Source organism: Providencia sp. PROV200 (assembly GCF_049901995.1).
Classification (GTDB): Bacteria; Pseudomonadota; Gammaproteobacteria; order Enterobacterales; family Enterobacteriaceae; genus Providencia; species Providencia rettgeri_E.
In genome coordinates this window covers 1,370,018-1,389,919 of record NZ_CP096307.1, presented here as the reverse complement: position 1 = coordinate 1,389,919, position 19,902 = coordinate 1,370,018, and the positions used below count along the sequence as shown (strand labels likewise).

The 19,902-nt window shown below is 39.0% G+C and carries 16 protein-coding genes; 8 read left to right on the top strand and 8 right to left on the bottom strand.

The genetic code is table 11. From position 1 onward, the window contains the following. Positions 1-53: 53 nt before the first annotated feature. The 7 genes from ihfB to seqA all read right to left on the bottom strand — a co-directional run bounded on the left by ihfB (position 54) and on the right by seqA (position 8,127). Complete coding sequence (gene ihfB / locus M1E86_RS06165) at positions 54-341, bottom strand: integration host factor subunit beta (protein ID WP_004256221.1); 288 nt, start codon at positions 339-341, stop codon at positions 54-56. Positions 342-397: 56 nt separating this feature from the next. Continuing rightward, positions 398-2,071, bottom strand: coding sequence for a 30S ribosomal protein S1 (gene rpsA, locus M1E86_RS06160; protein WP_004909559.1), 1,674 nt, complete (start codon positions 2,069-2,071; stop codon positions 398-400). A 173-nt stretch (positions 2,072-2,244) separates the two neighbouring features. After that, the gene (gene cmk, locus M1E86_RS06155; protein WP_125892627.1) at positions 2,245-2,928 is read right to left on the bottom strand and encodes a (d)CMP kinase; all 684 of its coding nucleotides are present in this window, start codon (positions 2,926-2,928) and stop codon (positions 2,245-2,247) included. Positions 2,929-3,114: 186 nt separating this feature from the next. After that, entirely contained in the window at positions 3,115-4,392 is a 1,278-nt protein-coding gene (gene aroA / locus M1E86_RS06150; RefSeq protein WP_125892625.1) for a 3-phosphoshikimate 1-carboxyvinyltransferase, read from the bottom strand. Between the two features lie 123 nt (positions 4,393-4,515). After that, on the bottom strand, positions 4,516-5,604 hold the full coding sequence (gene serC, locus M1E86_RS06145) for a 3-phosphoserine/phosphohydroxythreonine transaminase (RefSeq protein WP_125892623.1): 1,089 nt from the start codon (positions 5,602-5,604) through the stop codon (positions 4,516-4,518). A 287-nt stretch (positions 5,605-5,891) separates the two neighbouring features. Next, a complete protein-coding gene (gene pgm, locus M1E86_RS06140; RefSeq protein ID WP_125892621.1) occupies positions 5,892-7,526 on the bottom strand; it encodes a phosphoglucomutase (alpha-D-glucose-1,6-bisphosphate-dependent) in 1,635 nt (544 codons plus the stop codon). 55 nt (positions 7,527-7,581) lie between these two features. Beyond that, positions 7,582-8,127, bottom strand: coding sequence for a replication initiation negative regulator SeqA (gene seqA, locus M1E86_RS06135; protein ID WP_125892619.1), 546 nt, complete (start codon positions 8,125-8,127; stop codon positions 7,582-7,584). Positions 8,128-8,452: 325 nt separating this feature from the next. Between seqA and ybfF the strand changes: the two genes are divergently transcribed. From ybfF to M1E86_RS06095, 8 genes are all read left to right on the top strand, one after another. Beyond that, on the top strand, positions 8,453-9,229 hold the full coding sequence (ybfF, locus tag M1E86_RS06130) for an esterase (RefSeq protein WP_213914548.1): 777 nt from the start codon (positions 8,453-8,455) through the stop codon (positions 9,227-9,229). A 242-nt stretch (positions 9,230-9,471) separates the two neighbouring features. Further along, positions 9,472-11,577, top strand: coding sequence for a type I secretion system permease/ATPase (locus M1E86_RS06125; RefSeq protein WP_213914549.1), 2,106 nt, complete (start codon positions 9,472-9,474; stop codon positions 11,575-11,577). Beyond that, positions 11,574-12,902, top strand: coding sequence for an HlyD family type I secretion periplasmic adaptor subunit (locus M1E86_RS06120; RefSeq protein WP_213914550.1), 1,329 nt, complete (start codon positions 11,574-11,576; stop codon positions 12,900-12,902). The genes M1E86_RS06125 and M1E86_RS06120 overlap by 4 nt, the downstream gene beginning before the upstream one ends. Before the next feature lie 3 nt (positions 12,903-12,905). Beyond that, positions 12,906-15,005 (top strand): type I secretion system permease/ATPase, encoded by a 2,100-nt coding sequence (locus tag M1E86_RS06115; RefSeq protein ID WP_426099288.1) that lies wholly within the window; start codon positions 12,906-12,908, stop codon positions 15,003-15,005. A 169-nt stretch (positions 15,006-15,174) separates the two neighbouring features. Then, positions 15,175-15,468, top strand: coding sequence for a LexA regulated protein (ybfE, locus tag M1E86_RS06110; RefSeq protein ID WP_102138471.1), 294 nt, complete (start codon positions 15,175-15,177; stop codon positions 15,466-15,468). Positions 15,469-15,622: 154 nt separating this feature from the next. After that, on the top strand, positions 15,623-16,150 hold the full coding sequence (fldA, locus tag M1E86_RS06105) for a flavodoxin FldA (protein ID WP_004256261.1): 528 nt from the start codon (positions 15,623-15,625) through the stop codon (positions 16,148-16,150). A 270-nt stretch (positions 16,151-16,420) separates the two neighbouring features. After that, the gene (gene fur, locus M1E86_RS06100) at positions 16,421-16,870 is read left to right on the top strand and encodes a ferric iron uptake transcriptional regulator (RefSeq protein WP_004256285.1); all 450 of its coding nucleotides are present in this window, start codon (positions 16,421-16,423) and stop codon (positions 16,868-16,870) included. A gap of 635 nt (positions 16,871-17,505) precedes the next feature. Further along, positions 17,506-18,039 carry a bactofilin family protein gene (locus tag M1E86_RS06095; protein ID WP_248467887.1) on the top strand — a complete coding sequence of 178 codons (534 nt, stop codon included), beginning with the start codon at positions 17,506-17,508 and terminating at the stop codon, positions 18,037-18,039. 166 nt (positions 18,040-18,205) lie between these two features. On the opposite strand, the gene chiP is transcribed toward M1E86_RS06095, so the two are convergent. Further along, positions 18,206-19,603: a chitoporin ChiP gene (gene chiP, locus M1E86_RS06090; protein WP_125892486.1), complete on the bottom strand. Its 1,398-nt coding sequence runs from the start codon at positions 19,601-19,603 to the stop codon at positions 18,206-18,208. Positions 19,604-19,902: the final 299 nt, after the last annotated feature.

Below are 19,902 nucleotides of genomic sequence, written 5' to 3'. Positions count from 1 at the left end.
CCGTATAAAATACAAGCACTGTTTTGATGTAATAATTAAGATTTACAGCCTGATTATTGGCCGTAAATATTTACACGATCACGTAATTCTTTACCTGGTTTAAAATGAGGAACATATTTACCTTCTAGTTCCACTTTATCACCAGTTTTTGGGTTACGGCCAACGCGTGGAGCACGGTAGTGAAGAGAAAAACTGCCGAAACCACGGACTTCAATACGCTCACCGTTAGCTAACGTATCCGCCATATGCTCAAGAATTTCCTTTACAGCTTCCTCAACGGTTTTTGCTGAAAGATGAGACTGCTGGCTAGCCAGTCTTTCAATTAATTCAGACTTGGTCATAGTACCTCCCTAAACTACCGTTACAAAGGGGCAACGCTACTGTTGCCCCCACTTAATTATTCGCCTTTAGCTGCTTTGAAAGCTTCAGCCATAGCATTGTTGCCGAATGCTGTATCTTCTTGTTTGTTCACAGCTGCAACAGCGTCTTTCTCATCAGCTTCGTCTTTAGCGCGAACAGACAGGTTAATTACACGGTTCTTACGATCAACACCAGTGTATTTAGCTTCAACATCATCACCAACGTTCAGAACCAGTGTTGCATCTTCAACACGGTCACGTGAAGCTTCTGATGCACGCAGGTAACCTTCAACGCCCAGTGTCAGCTCAACAGTTGCACCTTTAGCATCAACTGCGATTACTTTACCAGTTACGATTGCGCCTTTCTTAGTTGCTGCTAAGTAGTTATTGAATGGATCTTCAGCTAACTGTTTAACACCTAAAGAAATACGCTCACGCTCTGCGTCGACTTGCAGAACAACAGCTGCGATTTCATCACCTTTTTTGTATTCACGAACTGCTTCTTCGCCTGCAACGTTCCAGGAGATGTCAGACAGGTGAACCAGGCCATCGATGCCGCCGTCCAGACCGATGAAGATACCGAAGTCAGTGATAGACTTGATTTTACCTTCAACGCGGTCGCCTTTGTTGTGAGTTTCTGCAAATTGCTGCCATGGGTTAGATTTGCACTGTTTCAGGCCCAGTGAGATACGACGACGTTCTTCATCGATATCCAGAACCATAACTTCAACAACATCACCAACGTTAACAACTTTAGATGGGTGGATGTTTTTGTTAGTCCAATCCATTTCTGAAACGTGAACCAGACCTTCAACGCCTTCTTCGATTTCTACGAAGCAGCCGTAGTCAGTCAGGTTAGTAACGCGACCAGTCAGTTTAGTACCTTCTGGGTAACGTTTAGCGATTGCGACCCAAGGATCTTCGCCCAGTTGTTTCAGACCCAGAGAAACACGAGTGCGCTCACGGTCGAATTTCAGAACTTTAACATTGATTTCATCACCAACGTTGACGATTTCGCTTGGGTGTTTAACACGTTTCCAAGCCATGTCAGTGATATGCAGCAGGCCGTCAACACCGCCCAGATCAACGAATGCACCGTAGTCAGTAAGGTTCTTAACGATACCTTTAACTTCCATGCCTTCTTGCAGATTTTCCAGCAGTTGATCGCGCTCAGCGCTGCTTTCAGATTCAATTACAGCACGACGAGAAACAACAACGTTGTTGCGTTTCTGATCCAGCTTGATTACTTTGAACTCAAGCTCTTTGCCTTCCAAGTGAGTAGTATCACGAACTGGACGTACATCAACCAGTGAACCTGGTAAGAACGCACGAATACCGTTCAGTTCAACAGTGAAACCACCTTTAACTTTACCGTTGATAACACCAGTTACAGTTTCAGCTTCTTCGTAAGCTTTTTCCAGCATCAGCCATGCTTCATGACGTTTAGCTTTCTCACGAGACAGGATAGTTTCACCGAAACCATCTTCTACTGCATCCAGAGCTACATCGATTTCGTCGCCAACTTGGATTTCTAGCTCACCCTGAGCATTTTTGAACTGTTCTACTGGGATAGCAGATTCTGATTTAAGACCTGCGTCAACAAGGACTACGTCTTTATCGATGGCAACAACAGTACCACGGACGATAGAACCAGGACGAGTTTCAATATTCTGCAGGGATTCTTCAAAGAGTTGAGCAAAAGATTCAGTCATATTAATGATCTTCAAGAGTTTTTATTTAACGTCCACTTAGCTTCCCGCCAAATGGGGTTGTTTCACATACCCCACAACATTCCATGTCGCAAGGTTGATGCTATGCTAATAATATAATCACATAGCGGTAATTGCGTATCTTATCTAATTATAAGCTAAAATAAAGCCTATTATCACGATAATTGTAGAATTTTTTTTGCATAGGTGTGTGCTTTTTCAATAACTTCCTCAATAGACATACTTGTGGAATCCAGCACTAATGCGTCTTTCGCGGCAATGAGAGGCGCTACAGAGCGATTACGATCACGAAAATCACGCTCTTCAATTTCGCTTAAAAGACGTTCAAAATTAACATCAAAACCTTTTTCTTGCAACTGCTTCATCCGCCGATGAGCACGTTCCTCTGCGGAGGCATCAAGAAAAATTTTGACTGGGGCATCTGGGAAAACTACCGTTCCCATATCACGGCCATCAGCAATAAGCCCGGGTAAGGTTCTAAATGCACGTTGGCGTCGAAGTAACGCTTCACGTACGCGAGGAAAAGTTGCTGTTTGGGATGCTGTATTCCCTACTGTTTCGGTTCTAATTTGATTCGAAACATCCTCCCCTTCCAGAATCACTTTCAGTACATTATTTTCAGGAACAAATTTCACATCTAAATTTGCAGCCAAAGGAACTAACGCATCTTCGGATTGGATATCAACATGGTGATGCAACGCCGCTAACGCTAATACACGATAAATTGCACCAGAGTCTAAAAGCTGCCATCCAAATTCGTTTGCTAATGCTTGGCAAAGTGTACCTTTACCTGCTCCGCTTGGTCCATCAACGGTGATTACAGGGGCTATCGCCACCATATAAAAATCTCCTTTTCTGCAAATAGCCTAGCTACCCGCAATTAAAATCTGTGAAAGTATTATACCAATTCAGTAGATTTGTGAAATAAGCAGGTTCTGATGATTGCTAAAAAATAAGAAAAATTGATGTTTGAACAATAAAAATCAGGTTGATATCAAAAAAACAATACCAACCTAACCAGTAGATTAGTGACTCAATCGCGCCAATTGTTCAAAGTAATCTGGGAAAGTCTTTGCAGTACAGCCGGGATCCAAAATTGTTACTGGTGTATCCGATAATGCAACTAACGAAAAACACATCGCGATACGATGATCATTATACGTTTCAATTTCAGCATGTTGTAATTTTTTCGGTGGAACGACACGAATATAATCATGTCCTTCTTCCACTTCAGCGCCAACTTTTCGTAGCTCTGTCGCCATCGCATATAACCGGTCGGTTTCTTTGACTCGCCAGTTATAAATATTACGAATAACCGTTTCGCCTTCAGCAAACAGAGCAACCGTTCCAATGGTCATTGCCGCATCAGGGATCGCATTCATATCCATATCAATACCCGTCAATGTGCCGCGTTCACATTCAACGAAGTCGTCACCCCAACGAATAGTTGCTCCCATTTTTTCTAAAACGTTGGCAAATTTTGTATCACCTTGCAAACTATTACGCCCAATTCCTGTTACACGCACTACGCCTCCCTTAATGGCAGCCGCTGCAAGGAAATAAGATGCGGATGAGGCATCACCTTCAACCAAATATTCACCTGGTGACTGATATTGCTGCTGACCTTTGATAACGAAATGTTCATATTGATGATTTTCGACATTAACACCAAATGTTTTCATTAATGCTAACGTGATATCAATATAAGGTTTGGAAACTAACTCGCCAATAATTGTAATTGTTGTGTCTTGTTCTGCACGGGGCGCTGCCATTAATAACGCAGTTAAAAATTGGCTGGAAACAGACCCATCAACTGAAATTTGACCACCGATGAAACCACCTTTTAAGCGTAGTGGCGGGTAGTTTTCCTGCTCTAAATATTCAATTTCTGCGCCACCTTCCCTTAATGCATCGACCAAATGCCCAATTGGGCGCTCTTTCATGCGAGGCTCACCCGTTAAAATAATATTATTGTGACTTAGTGATAATGCAGCAGCCAGTGGGCGCATTGCCGTTCCGGCATTGCCTAAAAATATCTCTAGATCATTTGGATGAGATAAGTTTCCGCCTATCCCTTCCACACGACAACGTGTTTTGTCCTCAGATAGTTGATATTTCACACCTAACTGGCTTAATGCATTCAGCATATGGCGAATATCATCACTGTCTAATAAGTTAGTGAGTGTGGTCGTTCCTTTAGCCATCGCGGCTAATAACAGTGCGCGGTTTGAAACACTTTTAGACCCTGGCAAATTAATCGTGCCGTTAATTGAAGAGATAGGTTGTAATGTCAGGGATTGCATAGAAAGCAGGTTCTCCAGTGAAGTTTGCAAATAAAAATAACCGAGCTCTTTTTTCTTTTTAATTAACTATAAAAGAGCCCGAAAACTGGCAAAACGTCCTATTTTACCAGCTTACTCAATATGTTAAGCATTATGGCGTTCAAAGTTTGCCATAAAGTCAACCAAAGCCTGTACACCTGCTAATGGCATCGCATTGTAGATTGATGCACGCATACCACCAGCCACTTTATGGCCTTTTAGCGAAAGTAAGCCTTGCTCTTTGGCTTCTTCGATAAATTTTGCATCAAGAGCCGGATTTTGCATTTGGAACGGTATATTCATCCAAGAGCGATTTTCAACTGCAACACGGTTAATATAGAACTGGCTATCATCAATTGCATTGTAAAGTAATTGTGATTTCTCATAATTACGCTTAGCCATTTCTTGCAAACCGCCTTGCTCTTTTAACCATTTGAAGACCATCCCTGCAAGATACCAAGCGAAAGTCGGTGGAGTATTAAACATTGAATCGTGTTTTGCTAATACCGTGTAATCAAATACCGATGGGGTCTGAGGTGAAGCTTTACCGAGTAGGTCTTCTCGGATAATAACGATGGTAAGCCCAGCTGGCCCAATATTTTTTTGAGCCCCTGCATAAATCACACCATAGCGACTGACATCAATCGGTTTAGATAAGATAGAAGAGGAGTAGTCAGCAACAATAATTTTATCTTCAGGGAAGTCAGGTTCCTCATGAATGGCTAAGCCGCCAATGGTTTCATTTGGACAATAATGGACATAAGCGGCATCATCACTTAATGGCCAATCTTTCATAGGTTTTAAACTTACAACACCGTCTTTTTCTTCGGTAATTTGAATCACATTAGGTGTGCAGTATTTTTCAGCTTCTTTTGCTGCAGACTCTGACCAATAGCCGCTTACGATATAGTCTGCGGTCGTTTTATCACCTAATAAATTCATGGGTAACGTTGCAAAATGGGCTCGAGCCCCACCGTGACAAAATAAAACTTTATAGTTATCAGGGATATTTAATAAATCACGTAGATTTTGCTCTGCTTCCGTTGCCACTTCGATAAAGTCTTTTCCGCGATGGCTAACTTCCATCACAGAAACACCTAAACCTTTCCAGTTACAAAATTCTTGTTCAGCACGACGCATGACTTCAACAGGTAGCATAGCTGGGCCTGCACTGAAATTATAAACCTGACTCATTGACCTCACCCTATCCATCTTCAATTATGGTTAATAAAATTCACTCAGATACATAAAGTTGTACCACTCCAAGCCTTTAGCTGCAACGGTTATTGTCAGCAAGCAAAAAAAAGAAAAGGGCGTTATTTTTTGATAATGAGGAAAAGAATTTTGTTAATCTCGTCACACTCTCGACAAGCATCATTTTATGGAGAAATTAACAATAAATAAGCGATAATATCCCGAATTACATCATAGCGTTGCATTCGGGATATTTATTGAAATGTCTTTTATGAAGGGTTAAAAAATTAGCGAATAACTTTACTAACGATCTCAATCGCTTCTTTTTCTATTTGGCGTAAATGCGCTTCTCCACGGAAGCTTTCACAATAAATTTTATACGCTTCTTCCGTGCCTGATGGTCTTGCTGCGAACCAGCCATAATCAGTCATGATTTTTAAACCACCAATTGGCGCATTATTACCGGGGGCAGCGGTTAAACGCTGTGTAATTTTATCTCCCGCCAATGTGTCTGCTGCAACCATTTCCGGCGATAATTTACTTAATTTCGCTTTTTCTTCATGGCTGGCTTTCGCTTGAATACGATTATAAATCGGAGCCCCAAATTTTTTCGCTAAATTATTGTAACGTTGTTGTGGATTCTCACCGGTAACAGCTGTAATTTCCGCTGCAAGTAAGCAAAGGATGATACCGTCTTTGTCTGTTGACCAAGGGGTGCCATCGAACTTTAAGAACGATGCCCCAGCACTTTCCTCACCGCCAAAACCTAGCTGGCCGCTGAATAACCCATCAACAAACCATTTAAACCCAACAGGCACTTCAACGAGTTCACGCCCTATATCGTTTACAACACGGTCAATCATTGCACTTGAGACTAGTGTTTTCCCTACAGCAACGTCTTTCCCCCACTGAGGACGATGTTGGAATAGGTAGTCGATTGCCACTGCGAGATAGTGGTTGGGATTCATTAAACCAGCTGGTGTAACAATACCATGACGGTCATAGTCAGGGTCATTAGCGAAAGCTAAATCAAATTTTTCTTTCATCCCAAGCAAACCTGCCATTGCCCAACTTGATGAGCAGTCCATACGGATGACACCATCATGGTCTAAAGGCATAAAACGGAATGTTTGGTCTAGTTGGTCGTTTACGATTTCAATATCTAATTGATAATATTCAGCAATTTTTTTCCAATATTCAATACCAGAGCCGCCCAATGGGTCTACGCCAATTTTTAAACCAGATTTAGCAATTGCTTGCATATCAACAACTTCGCCTAATGCAGAGACATAAGGCATAACCAAATCCTGCTGAATGACGTATTCACTCGCCATCGCGCTATCAAAGTTGGTTCTATTAACCCCTTCAAGGTGATTGGCTAGTAATTGGTTAGCATTTTTCTCAATGACAGACGTTAAATCGGTATCTGCTGGCCCACCATTCGCAGGATTATATTTAATACCGCCATCTTCAGGTGGGTTATGTGATGGGGTAATAACAATACCATCCGCAACATCCTGATGTGATTGGTTATAACTCAAAATAGCATGAGAAACGGCAGGCGTTGGGGTAAATCCATTATTTTCCTGAACAATAACATGAACTTGATTTGCCGCTAAGACTTCAACCACCGTGATAAATGCCGCTTCTGATAACGCATGGGTGTCTTTCCCCACAAAACAAGGGCCTGTTACGCCTTGCTTTTTACGTAAATCAGCAATCGCTTGTGCAATAGCTAATATATGGTTTTCATTAAAGTTTTTACGCAATGAACTACCACGATGCCCTGATGTGCCAAACTTAACAGCTTGAGATGCATTTCCAGGTTGCGGTTGCTGTGTATAATATTGAGCGGTTAATTGAGCGACATTGATCAAGTCACTTTGAAACGGAAGCTGCCCTGCACGTTCATGTATTGTCACTTGTTTTCTCCCAAAGCACTGATGCTTTGCTATCAACATCAGTGGCCTTTCAGTTTTAAATAGTATTACAAACTTTTTCAATCACATTGGCTGGAAATTGCATTTCCTGCATGATCGCATCCACCATACTACGCTTACGATTCGTATTCGTGTTCGTGATCACCCAATAGGGTGTTCCTGGGATATGACGCGGTTTAGACTGTTTACCAGCTGCAAGTAATGTTTGTTCATCACCAGCAAAATAAATACGAGTTCGGCCATGCATTAGCTCTGTCGCACTCGCAAAACGATTTGCATCTAAACTATATAAAGTAGATAAAATCAACATAAAGCGGTCAATCGCTTTACTTTTTTCTGCGTAAGCATCAGATAGCAGAAGCTCTCTCATGACTCTAACAGGATTTAATGCAACAGCAGGTATACTCATCGCAGGTTCAGCTTTAATAACAGCATGTTCCTGGCCCATTTCTTTTGCTTGTACTGGCTGCCCGGATTTGAAATTTAACATACGGCGCAAAATATCCGATGCACTTTCACCGATATGCTGTGTATGGCTCGCAATATAGCGGTAAAGCTCTTCATCAACTTCTATCGTTTTCATTTTTTCCCAGTACTTATTTAACTAAAATTTGCGGTGTGATTATAAGACAGATTTAAAAAAAACAAAACAATTAAAATTTCAATGACTTAAAGTAAACATTATTCTAATGTTCAAAGATAATTCAGTGGGTTATCACGCCATTACTTTCAATATTTCACCTCAGTGACCCAATTCAATTTTTTGAAATTTACTGGCGGCGATCCCCTTAGTTATCCCCCCATTAATTTACCGCAGCCAAGATTGCCGTTTATTTGACCATTTGGATTTTATGCAGAGCCGTGACATGATAAGGCGCATGTACCGCTGACGAATTGATCAAACAAATATGACTGTATTACTTAACCATACTATTCATAAACCTGAAAATCCAATCTCAAATAGCCCTATAGTACTCATCCATGGGTTATTTGGTGACCTTAATAACTTAGGTGTTTTAGGACGTAATTTACAACAATATTTCGATACGATCCAAATTGATGTTCGTAATCATGGCGACTCATTTCGTGATGAGCAAATGAGCTACCAGCAAATGGCTCAAGATGTTATTACGTTAGTCAAATCTTTAGGTTACAAAAATGCTATTTTAATTGGCCACTCAATGGGGGGGAAAATTGCCATGGCAGCAACCGCAATCGCCCCTAATTTTATTGATAGTATCGTGGCGATTGATATGGCGCCCGTTGCTTACCAAGTCCGTCGTCATGATAAAATATTTGCGGCTCTTGATGCAGTCACAGCAAAAAATGCAAAAACTCGCCAAGAAGCTACCGTGATTATGCGTGATTACATTAACGAAGATGGCGTAATCCAATTTCTGCTTAAATCTTTTAAACAAGGTGAGTGGAAATTTAATTTACCTGCTCTCAAAACTAATTATGAAAGCATTATTGGTTGGGAAACAGTACCTGCCTGGGACAAATCCGTATTGTTAATCCCCGGTGGAAACTCCCCCTATGTACAAGCTGAATATAAAGACCAAATCGCACAACAGTTTCCGCAAGCCAAAGCATGGGTTGTCGCTGATACAGGCCACTGGGTTCATGCAGAAAAGCCAGACCATGTTTTAAGAGCTATCCATCGGTTTTTATCTATCCCCGAATAATTAATTACATTTAAATATAGATATTGAAGAGATATACAACTTTTCAATATCTTTAAATATATTTGCGGTTAAATATAATTTCTTCATTAATTACATAATGAGACTAACTTCAATACACAGCGAATTACAAACCCTGTATTATCCAAATTCCGCCCTATTTTATTATTACCTACTGTATATTTTATTAACACAGGTTTTAATTAAGAAATTAAAATAACTTAAGGAATTTATTAATATAGAAAATGGATAGTCTCAAATCAAAATCGACATTATACTTTATTAGTGTTATTGCTAAGTTATCAGGGGGGATAAACCCTAAACAACTGGAAAAAACACTCAATGAACCTATTAGTTACAATGAAAAACTTAACCTTATTAAATCGAAATACTCCATTCGCTGTAGGAATAAATATCAGAGAAATAAAAATCTAACTAAAATAGTTTGCCCTGCTATTTTATATAATACCAAAGGAGAGGCTTTCCTATTAGCTAACCGCAACCAAGAACAAGTGCTCGTCCAGCAATTTGGCCATACACCGCCAGAGATATGGAGTATTGAAGAACTGAATCAGCAATGGAGTGGTCATTGGCTACAGGTCAGCCTTAAACAGGGGCAATTTGACATCACTTGGTTCCAAGTTGAATTTATGAAATACAAATCCATTATTTTGTGGGTTTTATTCTTTTCATTTATATTGCAAATACTTGCATTAGTTTCCCCTATTGTTATGCAAGTTATTATGGATAAAGTGCTCGTTCATAATAGCTTAGTCACCTTGGATGTTTTAATTTTTGGGTTAATTATTGCAGCACTAATAGAAGTGACATTGAAAGGGTTACGTGAGTATATTTATCACCATACCGTTAACCGCATTGACATGACACTCGGCTTAAAGCTGGTTGATCATTTACTTAGGCTGCCTATCCCCTTTTTTAAAAGTAGGCAAATAGGCGCAATTGTCACCCGAGTGAAAGAGCTCGAAACTATTCGTGAATTTTTAACCAGCAGCTTTTTTACTCTATGTGTCGATGTGCTATTTTTATTTGTATTTATTTTTGTGATGAATTTAATCTCTACAACACTCACAATAATATTTCTGTGTTCTATTCCATTTTATCTTTTATTAGCTTGGTGGTTAACACCTAAAATTGAATCCGCAGCACAACAACAGTTTACCAATATCGCCATCAATACCTCTTTTTTGACCGAAAGCATTAATGGAATCGAAACTGCGAAAAGCTTATCCGTAGAACCAAATTTTACTCGTCGCTGGGACGGCCAAACCGCTGATATGAGCCAAACTAACTTTGTATCAGGGCAAATAAGCTCACGTTCTGAACATCTGGTTATGGCTATTGAAAAAATCACCAGTGCCATTGTATTGTGGGTTGGTGCCTCTGAAGTTTTAGCATTGCAGATGACAATTGGCCAGCTTATTGCTTTTCACATGATGGTTAATCATGCTAACCAGCCTCTCATCAAACTCACTAAACTGTGGGGGGATTACATTCGAACCCGTGTCGCTATCGAAAAACTTTCCCAAATTATCAACTTACCTATTGAACAGTCTCAGCAAGAAAATAAATTGCCTCTTCAAGGGCACTTAAATTTAAAGAATATCTCGTTCCGCTACCAACCTAACATGCCATTTGTTCTAAAAAACTTTAATTTAAATATTAAAGCGGGTGAAACTATTGGTATTGTTGGTACTTCCGGGTCAGGTAAAAGTACCCTTGCTAAATTGTTACTACGGCTCTATACCCCAGAGAGTGGCACCATTTTTGTGGATCACACGCCCATATCCGCGATTAACTTACACTCCCTTCGTCAACAAATTGGCATTGTGCTGCAAGAGAATTTTTTATTCAGCCAATCCGTTTTTCACAATATTGCTCAAACCTCACCGGATGCTTCCATGGACGAAGTCGTTCATGCGGCCAAAATGGCGGGAGCACATGATTTTATTTTGAAATTGCCAAAAGGTTACGACACCGTTCTTGCCGAGGGAGGAACATCCCTTTCTGGCGGTCAACGCCAACGTATTGCAATTGCTCGGATACTACTCTCAAACCCGAGAGTAATTATATTTGATGAGGCGACTAGCGCATTAGATGACGAGTCCCAAGCCGTTATTCAAGAAAATATGCATATCATTGCAAAAGGAAGAACCATCATCACTATCGCTCATCGCTTATCAACTATTCGCCATCACCAGCGGATCATTGTGATGAAAAATGGGGAAATCATTGAGCAAGGTAGCCACCAGCAACTTATTGAACAAGGTAATTTTTATAAACACTTGTGGACTCTACAGCAGTCTCTGAAATCAGACATGGACGTAAAATGAAACATCGATTAGACAAAAACCGTTATAACAGCTTTTTGCCTTCACACTTAGCGATATTAAAGACACCTCCGTCTTATTTGGCTCTCTATGTCGCTATTTCTATTGGTATAGGCGTTTTTCTTGCTGTAACTTGGTCATTTTTTGGCAAGTTGGATATTCAAGCAACAACTCAGGGCAAACTAATTGTTTCGGGACGAACACAGTTAATTCAAGCGTTTGAATTAAGTCGTTTAGAACACATTCATGTTACTGATGGGCAAATCGTGAAACAAGGGGATCCTTTAATCACTGTCAATGTGCTCGGCGTTGACCAAGATATTCTAAGTTTAAATTATCAGCATAATTTCCATGTATCTGAAATATTAATTTATCAATCATTGATTTCACAACAGCCCCTTGAGCAGTTGCCTTTATTTAGTCAATTAACTGAAACAGAACAGAACAATACACGGGCTAGCTATCAAACACAAAAAATAGAATTTGATTCATTAATTAATGAACTTAACAATGAAATTCAATTAAATATTGTTAATCAACAAGCTAGAAAAGATGAATTACTAACCATCAACTCCCTCATTGTGAACATCAAAAAGCGCCTTGATGCACACCATTCGTTAACAGAAAAGCAGTTAATCAGCCAGAAAGAGTTTTTAGAACAAGAGCGGGAACTATTAATCGCTAAAAAAGAAAAAGTCACCAAATTATCTGAGTTATCAATTCTAAAAAGCCAGCATCACGCCTTAAATGAAAAGATGGGCAGAATGAAAGCACAAAAAAACCAAGAGTGGGATGAAAAATACAAACAAGCCGACTTTAAGCGAGTTTCTCTTGAACAAGAATTATTAAAAAATAAAGAAAGAAACCAATTAGAAATCATACGGGCTCCCGTTGATGGCACGATACAACAACTTGCCACACACACTTTAGGTGCAGTGCTACAACCCGCACAGCAGTTAATGGCTGTAGTACCTAACAATGATGTTCAATTAGCTGAAATTAAAATTTTGAATAAAGATATTGGGTTCATCCATGAAGGGTTAAGAGCAGAGGTGAAAATAGATGCTTTCCCTTACACTCGTTATGGCACAGTTGAAGGGGAAGTGATTTCCGTCTCTCGTGACAGTACTCTCGATGAAAATCTTGGATTAGTGTTCTTAGGGCAAATCGGTCTTAACCAAAAAGAACTAGTAGTTGATGGTGAGTCTATTGAACTGACACCCGGTTTATCCATTGTGGCAGAAATAAAAACAGATAAACGCCGTATTATTGATTACTTACTTAGCCCAATCAATGAATACACCTCAAACGCGATGAGGGAGAAATAATCGATGGAACAGTTAAATAATCATGGCTTGGATGCCTTAGTTTGGGTGGCTAAATATTACCAAAACACTGTTTCATCTGATCAACTCAGGCATGCAATTGGTATGCAAACTTTATCCCCTACTGAGTGGGAAATTAGAGAATGTGCACATACATTAGGGTATGAAACCGAGCTTATTACCGCGCAATATGCACAATTAAGCACGTTGCCTTTGCCTGCTTTAATCTATATAGATGGTTTTTGGCAAGTAATTAGCCAAGAAAATGAATTGGCACTCATAAACCCTATTAATGACAAACAGGAACCCATTCATAACTCTGGTGCACTTCCAGATACTGAATTTGACGTATTACTCATTAAAGAACAACTAGAGTCCGAGCAAAAAAAAGCCTTTGGCTTTAGTTGGTTTATCCCCTCTATTTTTCGGCAACATGTTAAATTACGAAATATTTTTATTCTCTCTGCCATTATTCAGCTTTTCGCCTTAATTAGCCCTTTATTATTTCAAAACTTAATCGACAAAGTGTTGGTTGGTCGAAGCCTTTCAAATTTACATGTTATTGCGTTGGCGATTTTTGCCATTGCGGTTGCAGAGCCGATATATGGCTTTATTCGTAATAAAATTTTTAGTCATAGTAGCAGCCAGATCGGTGCTGAATTATCAGGCAAAATTTATCGCCATTTAATGGCCTTACCTTTAAATTATTTTAAACTAAGGCCAACAGGTAAAATTATCGCAAGGATCCGTGAATTAGCCCATATAAGGCAATTTTTAACGGGTTCAACGCTCATGCTATTTATAGACTTTATCTTTGTCATTCTTTTTGTCGCTGTTTTATTTTCCTACAGTAGTTTGATGGCGTGGATTTTATTAGGCTCTATGGGGGTATTTTTTGTTTTATGGATGATCCTAGGCCCAATTATTCGCCAGCAAACTGAAAAATCCTATCAAGCCGATGAAAATGGTCTCACATTTCTCACTGAAAGTATTACGGGGATTGAAACCATAAAAACGACCGCGACAGAAAAATACTTTAATCAACGTTGGAAAAAAATATTTAGCAAACAGCTGACTCAAAGCTTTAAAGTTTCAATGCGCAGTGAAGTGGCCTCCCAATTAATGACATTCGTGAGCAAAATAACTACCGCAATTCTTTTATGGGTGGGTGTCAAAGAGGTATTAAATGGCGGGATTTCGCCTGGTGAATTAGTGGCATTTAATATGCTAAGTGCGCATGTTACACAACCCGTATTGCGGTTTGCCCAAGTTTGGCAGGACTTCCAACACACCATCATTTCCCTACGTCGAGTGGGAGATATTCTTGATGAACCTATAGAAAATGAACGCAAGGGGATTGCAAATACGTCAAATATTCACGGAAAAATCGAGTTTCAAAATATCCGTTTTCGTTATCAGCCTGATACGCCCGAAGTTCTCAATAATTTGTCATTAACGGTTAATGCAGGTGAATTTATTGGCATTACCGGCCCTTCAGGTTCCGGGAAAAGTACCCTAACAAAATTATTACAACGGCTTTATGTCCCACAACATGGGCAAGTTATTGTTGATGGTATGGATCTCGCGGTCGCAGATACCGTTTCATTACGCCGAAAAATGAGCGTCGTATTACAAGAAAGTACCTTATTCGTCGGGTCTATCGCTGATAATATTCGATTAAGTCATCCACAAGCGACTGACGAACAAGTTATTCACGCTGCAAAATTGGCTGGTGCTTATGAATTTATCATGACATTGACTGATAATTTTAATTATCCCTTATCAGAAAAAGGATCGAATCTTTCAGGTGGTCAACGTCAACGAATTGCACTTGCGCGTGCGTTGCTCACCGAACCCGATATTTTAATTCTCGATGAAGCAACTTCCGCTCTCGATTACGAGTCAGAAGCCGCCATTATGGAAAATATGCCATTAATTACTCAAGGAAGAACCGTCATTAGCATTGCTCATCGGCTAAATACGATTATGCACGCTGATAGGATATGTGTGATTTGCCAAGGAGAAGTACACGAGATGGATACTCACGAAAACTTACTCAACTCAAATGGCTTATACGCCAATTTATGGTACCAACAAACGCAATAACATGGATAAAAAAGCATCACGTCTATGGCAAGTGGTGCTTTTTTACTAAAAGTGCTCATTTTACAACCAATTAAACCAAATCATGATAGATGAAGCTATAGCACAAGGGAATTAGCTAGGGTATCATGGCGCGCTGAATTACTGGCACACCCTTTTAGCAGTTATAAACATGGCAAAAGAACAAACAGACCGAACTACGCTAGATTTGTTCGCTGAGGAACGAAGGCCTGGGCGACCTAAAACAAGCCCGCTATCACGGGATGAACAATTAAGGATCAACAAACGCAACCAACTGAAACGAGATAAAGTGAAAGGATTGCGCAGAGTTGAATTGAAACTGAACGAAGAAGCTGTCGCGGTATTGAATCAGTTAGCTGAAGATAAAAATATAAGCCGTAGTGAATTGATCGAAGAAATTTTAATGTCACAACTTGAGCATGTTGATACATCAATACTCAAATAGCGTTATCTTGGTAAATCACACAAATTTGACAGACTTAGCAACATTTTTTCGCCAAAATAAGGCGTAATATTCTATCTATTTTCGTTCTAAATGGGCTCTAGAAGGCGAGTTATCACCTCTAGCTCTCTTAGAAAAACAAGAGGTTAATCACTTTATGGCAGTCATAGGCATTTTCTTCGGAAGTGACACAGGTAACACAGAAAATATTGCCAAAATGATCCAAGAAAGATTAGGCAAAGATGTAGCAGAAGTTCACGATATCGCAAAATGTAGCAAAGAAGATATTGAAGCTTTTGACATTCTACTTCTCGGTATTCCAACTTGGTATTATGGTGAAGCCCAATGTGATTGGGATGATTTCTTCCCTACTCTCGAAGAAATTGATTTCGAAGGTAAACTTGTCGCCTTATTTGGTTGCGGAGACCAAGAAGACTACGCTGAATATTTCTGTGATGCAATGGGTACGATCCGCGATATTATCGAACCTCGTGGTGCAGTTATTGTTGGTCATTGGCCAACTGAAGGTTATCACTTTGAAGTATCCAAAGGCATGGCAGATGACAACCACTTTATTGGTTTAGCGATTGATGAAGATCGTCAACCTGAGCTAACTGATGAACGTGTTGATGCATGGGTAAAACAAATCTCTGAAGAAATGTCTTTAGCTGAAATTTTAGGCTAATAGGTCATGTAAAGAACCCTTACCCATAGGTTACGCCACTGTTTTGCACAAAATGAATCATCTAAGCCAGTGGCATAATCTAAAATAACCGATAAGGTATCCTAATAGGATAGGTTCTCACGAGATTATCAAAATAATGAGACAATGCATGGTTTCTATTTTTATTTTCCATGCCTATAATTGTAAATCAGTTTAGAAGACAACTGTATTGATGTTAAAAATGTCTCATTATTGTTAAATTTATGATTTAAGATACAGGACAAAACCCGCATGACAGACAACAATAAAGCATTGAAAAATGCTGGACTCAAAGTCACTCTTCCAAGATTAAAAATTTTGGAAGTACTTCAAGAGCCTGAGTGCCACCACGTCAGTGCGGAAGATCTCTATAAAAAGCTGATCGATATGGGTGAAGAGATCGGGTTAGCAACCGTATACCGCGTATTGAACCAATTTGATGATGCCGGTATCGTTACCCGTCACAACTTCGAGGGTGGTAAATCTGTATTCGAATTAACCCAGCAACATCACCATGACCATTTAATCTGTTTAGATTGTGGAAAAGTGATTGAGTTTACTGACGAATCCATTGAAACCCGCCAAAAAAATATCGCTGCTCGCCATGGCATTAAACTATCTAACCATAGTTTATATCTATATGGTCATTGCGCAGATGGCGATTGCCGTGACAATGCTGACGCACACGAAGCCAAAGAGTAACAGTATTCAACCATCGTTGATGAAACGTAATGGTTAAAAATGCCAAAACCCTGATAAAACAATTTTATCGGGGTTTTTTATTTTAAGTATTGATACTCTTACACTCTATTAGTGATAATTCCTAGTGAATAACCTAAACATAACTATTTACCACTAGATCTCGCCGATAATACGAATTTTATTAAAAACCTTAATAGTTGCAATTCAAATCAAAATCTTTATATTATTTCACGGATAATTATAATTTGTTATCTAGAATTATGCTTTACCAATCAATGTGGTATATAAATAACATCATAGATGATTTCTATCATTTCATACTATTTAAAATTATTTAATTACCTTACTATAATTTTAACTCTAAATTAGAGAGTTAGTGATTCAAATGTAGTCATAAAGTTAACGTACAATTTAAATGTGTAATTGTATTTATTGGCTAAACTTATTGAGTACTTTAGCAATTTGTAAGAGATTAACTGATGAAAAAAACATATCTTTTTCTCAATACAAGTTTTTTCTTCTGGTTTCTTACTTTAATAGGGTGGTTCTTTAGTTATTTAACTAGCGCCTTATTTTCGTTTGCATTATCAATACTGTTCTTGATCGTACACTTCAATCAAAAAAAGGTAAGTAAAATGTTCACCAAAAGACAAAACAAGCCCGCGCCTACAGCGACTCCCCCTTCGGTAAGTCATGAGCCTGAAGTGACTGTAAAGATAGAAGAACAAGTCACACTATCAACCCCAACGATTAGTGAAGAAAAAACGAATACAATTATCTCTAGGGACGTTGTTTTTGAAGGAAATATAACCTCTAATGAGCAAGTGCATATCTATGGAAAAGTCATTGGGAATATAACCGGAAAAGATAATACGGTTAAAGTCATGTTAAACGGCCAAGTGACAGGAAATATCACCTGCAAAGAACTGGTGGTAAATGGGCGTATTGAAGGTGAATGCCACTCTGATACTATCAGTATTGAAAATAATGGAGAAATCCACGGTACTATCCATTACAGCAGTTTATCGATTAAAAAAGGTGGGATTTTATCTGGTCAAGCACAAGTTAAAAATCCAGCTCATCATTCAGAAAAAGTTACCGTATTAAAAGATAAACTAAAACAAGACGCTTTGATACTCAATGAAAGTGTAAATAATGCATCTTTATAATCACAATAAAAATAAGGTGAAAATACTCACCTTATTTTTAAGCTTTAATATAGGCATTTATCCTTACGCTAATATCCCATTCATTATTAAAAATATAAGGTAATACCTTTTAATGACTGCCATGGTTTCCCCTATAGCAGTCATTGTGACTAAAATATTTTATACTTTAAAATACAGTAAATGGCATCATCACCATAAACTTAATATCTTTTTCATCTTGGAAGATATTTCCGTAACCACCGCCATAGCTCGGAATATCTGTATGATTATCATACTTGGTAAAATGCAGCTTAAATAGTGTATCTTTTGCTCTACCTGACTGCACGGTATATAAAATATCAAAGTTCCATGCACTTTCTTTTAAGCGTACATCTTGAGCATATTGGCTATTCGTACTTGGTTTAGCGTCCCATCCATAAATATATGAGGTTCCAACCTTCCATCCAGCTAAATCCCAATTTTTTAAATCATACATAACACCCGCCATAACGGCTTTTTCATTATTAGCATTCCAGTCTGAACGGCCATCCCACCAGATATCCATGCGGCCATTTGATGTTGCCCAACCAGGGGTCATACGCTGTAGGAAATAACCTTGATTACCTTTAGCTTTTACATAGGTTCCCTCAACTTTAAAATCAAACTCATCGTAAGTGTAACCTAATGTCATCGCTTGCAACCAAGCTAAGCCGTCATAAACATCGTTAACTCCGCCGTCTGAAACCTTGTCTTTTGCTCCATAAAATTGATAAGACATACGTAAATCACGACCTACAACAGGAGCCGCATAAGAAACTTTGGCAAAATATTGATCCATATAACTTTTAGCTTGCCCATATGCACCTTCAAGAACTAGATTGTTTTTAAAGTCATATTTAAAGCCAATTGAGTATAAATAGCTGATCCCAGTTTTACCATCCGCTTCACGAAAGTCATACATACTACGGTACCAAGGCGCTTTATAGCGGTCGGTCCACATATAGGACATGCTCAGCTCGCCATTTTGCTCAAAATCAAACACCCCACCTACCTCTAACCCGCGGTATGTCCCAGGCATGTAGCTCCAGTGGGAAGCTAATAGAGTTTGTCCCGTTGGTTGAATATAGCCTCCTCTCCCCCAGAAAGGGCCATATTTTAGTTTTGCAGCGGCCTTATAGAAAGTCACACCACTGCGATCCCCGGTCCATTTTTCATCCCAACGTGATTTTGCATCACTAAATCCGATTTCATTTGGCGCAGCAGGCCCACTATTTGATAACTCAATGGCAGTAAAACCGGCTAAATCAAGCCCGATGATGTCTTGGAAATAACCGGATGAAAAATCGAGACTCGCATTAAATGTTGAGTGCTTAAGATTATCTGCATATTTTTTATATTTATCGCTATTTGGGTCTAAATCTTTACGTGAACGATCTCGCTGCCAGTAATAAAGACCACCAGTAAGTTTTGAATCCTCAAGAAATTGTTCTGCATGCATGATAGGCTGATAACCGATAGGAAGCATCGCAATCGCAATTTTTAAGACGAGCAATTTCCTGCCAGTATTGACATTTTTATTAACCATTCTTGTATTCCTCTAATATTTTTTAATTTTATTTTTCGGCCGAAATACGATTTAACTTTCCATTTAAATCTAAATATTCACAATGAGTTATGCCTCTTGCGATGTATTTAGCCTATTTTTTGCAACGCGAATTATCAACACAGATACAGGCTTTGTTGCCAAAATATGATCAACGGCACATTAATTTTAATTAACTGCCATCATCACCGGTGATGACCTTACTAAAAATGAAATTTAATATATTGATAAATATGAAAAATAATGAAGAGAAACCCATTAGGTGGGGCTTAAGATAAAAT

What these genes read in the sequence shown, in the direction of transcription:
- serC (WP_125892623.1), bottom strand. Translation starts at nt 5,604, where the DNA reads ATGAGTCAGGTTTATAATTTCAGTGCAGGCCCAGCTATGCTACCTGTT.
- chiP (WP_125892486.1), bottom strand. Translation starts at nt 19,603, where the DNA reads ATGGTTAATAAAAATGTCAATACTGGCAGGAAATTGCTCGTCTTAAAA.
- M1E86_RS06125 (WP_213914549.1), top strand. Translation starts at nt 9,472, where the DNA reads ATGGATAGTCTCAAATCAAAATCGACATTATACTTTATTAGTGTTATT.
- aroA (WP_125892625.1), bottom strand. Translation starts at nt 4,392, where the DNA reads ATGCAATCCCTGACATTACAACCTATCTCTTCAATTAACGGCACGATT.
- M1E86_RS06120 (WP_213914550.1), top strand. Translation starts at nt 11,574, where the DNA reads ATGAAACATCGATTAGACAAAAACCGTTATAACAGCTTTTTGCCTTCA.
- fur (WP_004256285.1), top strand. Translation starts at nt 16,421, where the DNA reads ATGACAGACAACAATAAAGCATTGAAAAATGCTGGACTCAAAGTCACT.
- fldA (WP_004256261.1), top strand. Translation starts at nt 15,623, where the DNA reads ATGGCAGTCATAGGCATTTTCTTCGGAAGTGACACAGGTAACACAGAA.
- ihfB (WP_004256221.1), bottom strand. Translation starts at nt 341, where the DNA reads ATGACCAAGTCTGAATTAATTGAAAGACTGGCTAGCCAGCAGTCTCAT.
- M1E86_RS06095 (WP_248467887.1), top strand. Translation starts at nt 17,506, where the DNA reads ATGTTCACCAAAAGACAAAACAAGCCCGCGCCTACAGCGACTCCCCCT.
- cmk (WP_125892627.1), bottom strand. Translation starts at nt 2,928, where the DNA reads ATGGTGGCGATAGCCCCTGTAATCACCGTTGATGGACCAAGCGGAGCA.
- rpsA (WP_004909559.1), bottom strand. Translation starts at nt 2,071, where the DNA reads ATGACTGAATCTTTTGCTCAACTCTTTGAAGAATCCCTGCAGAATATT.
- ybfE (WP_102138471.1), top strand. Translation starts at nt 15,175, where the DNA reads ATGGCAAAAGAACAAACAGACCGAACTACGCTAGATTTGTTCGCTGAG.
- ybfF (WP_213914548.1), top strand. Translation starts at nt 8,453, where the DNA reads ATGACTGTATTACTTAACCATACTATTCATAAACCTGAAAATCCAATC.
- M1E86_RS06115 (WP_426099288.1), top strand. Translation starts at nt 12,906, where the DNA reads ATGGAACAGTTAAATAATCATGGCTTGGATGCCTTAGTTTGGGTGGCT.
- seqA (WP_125892619.1), bottom strand. Translation starts at nt 8,127, where the DNA reads ATGAAAACGATAGAAGTTGATGAAGAGCTTTACCGCTATATTGCGAGC.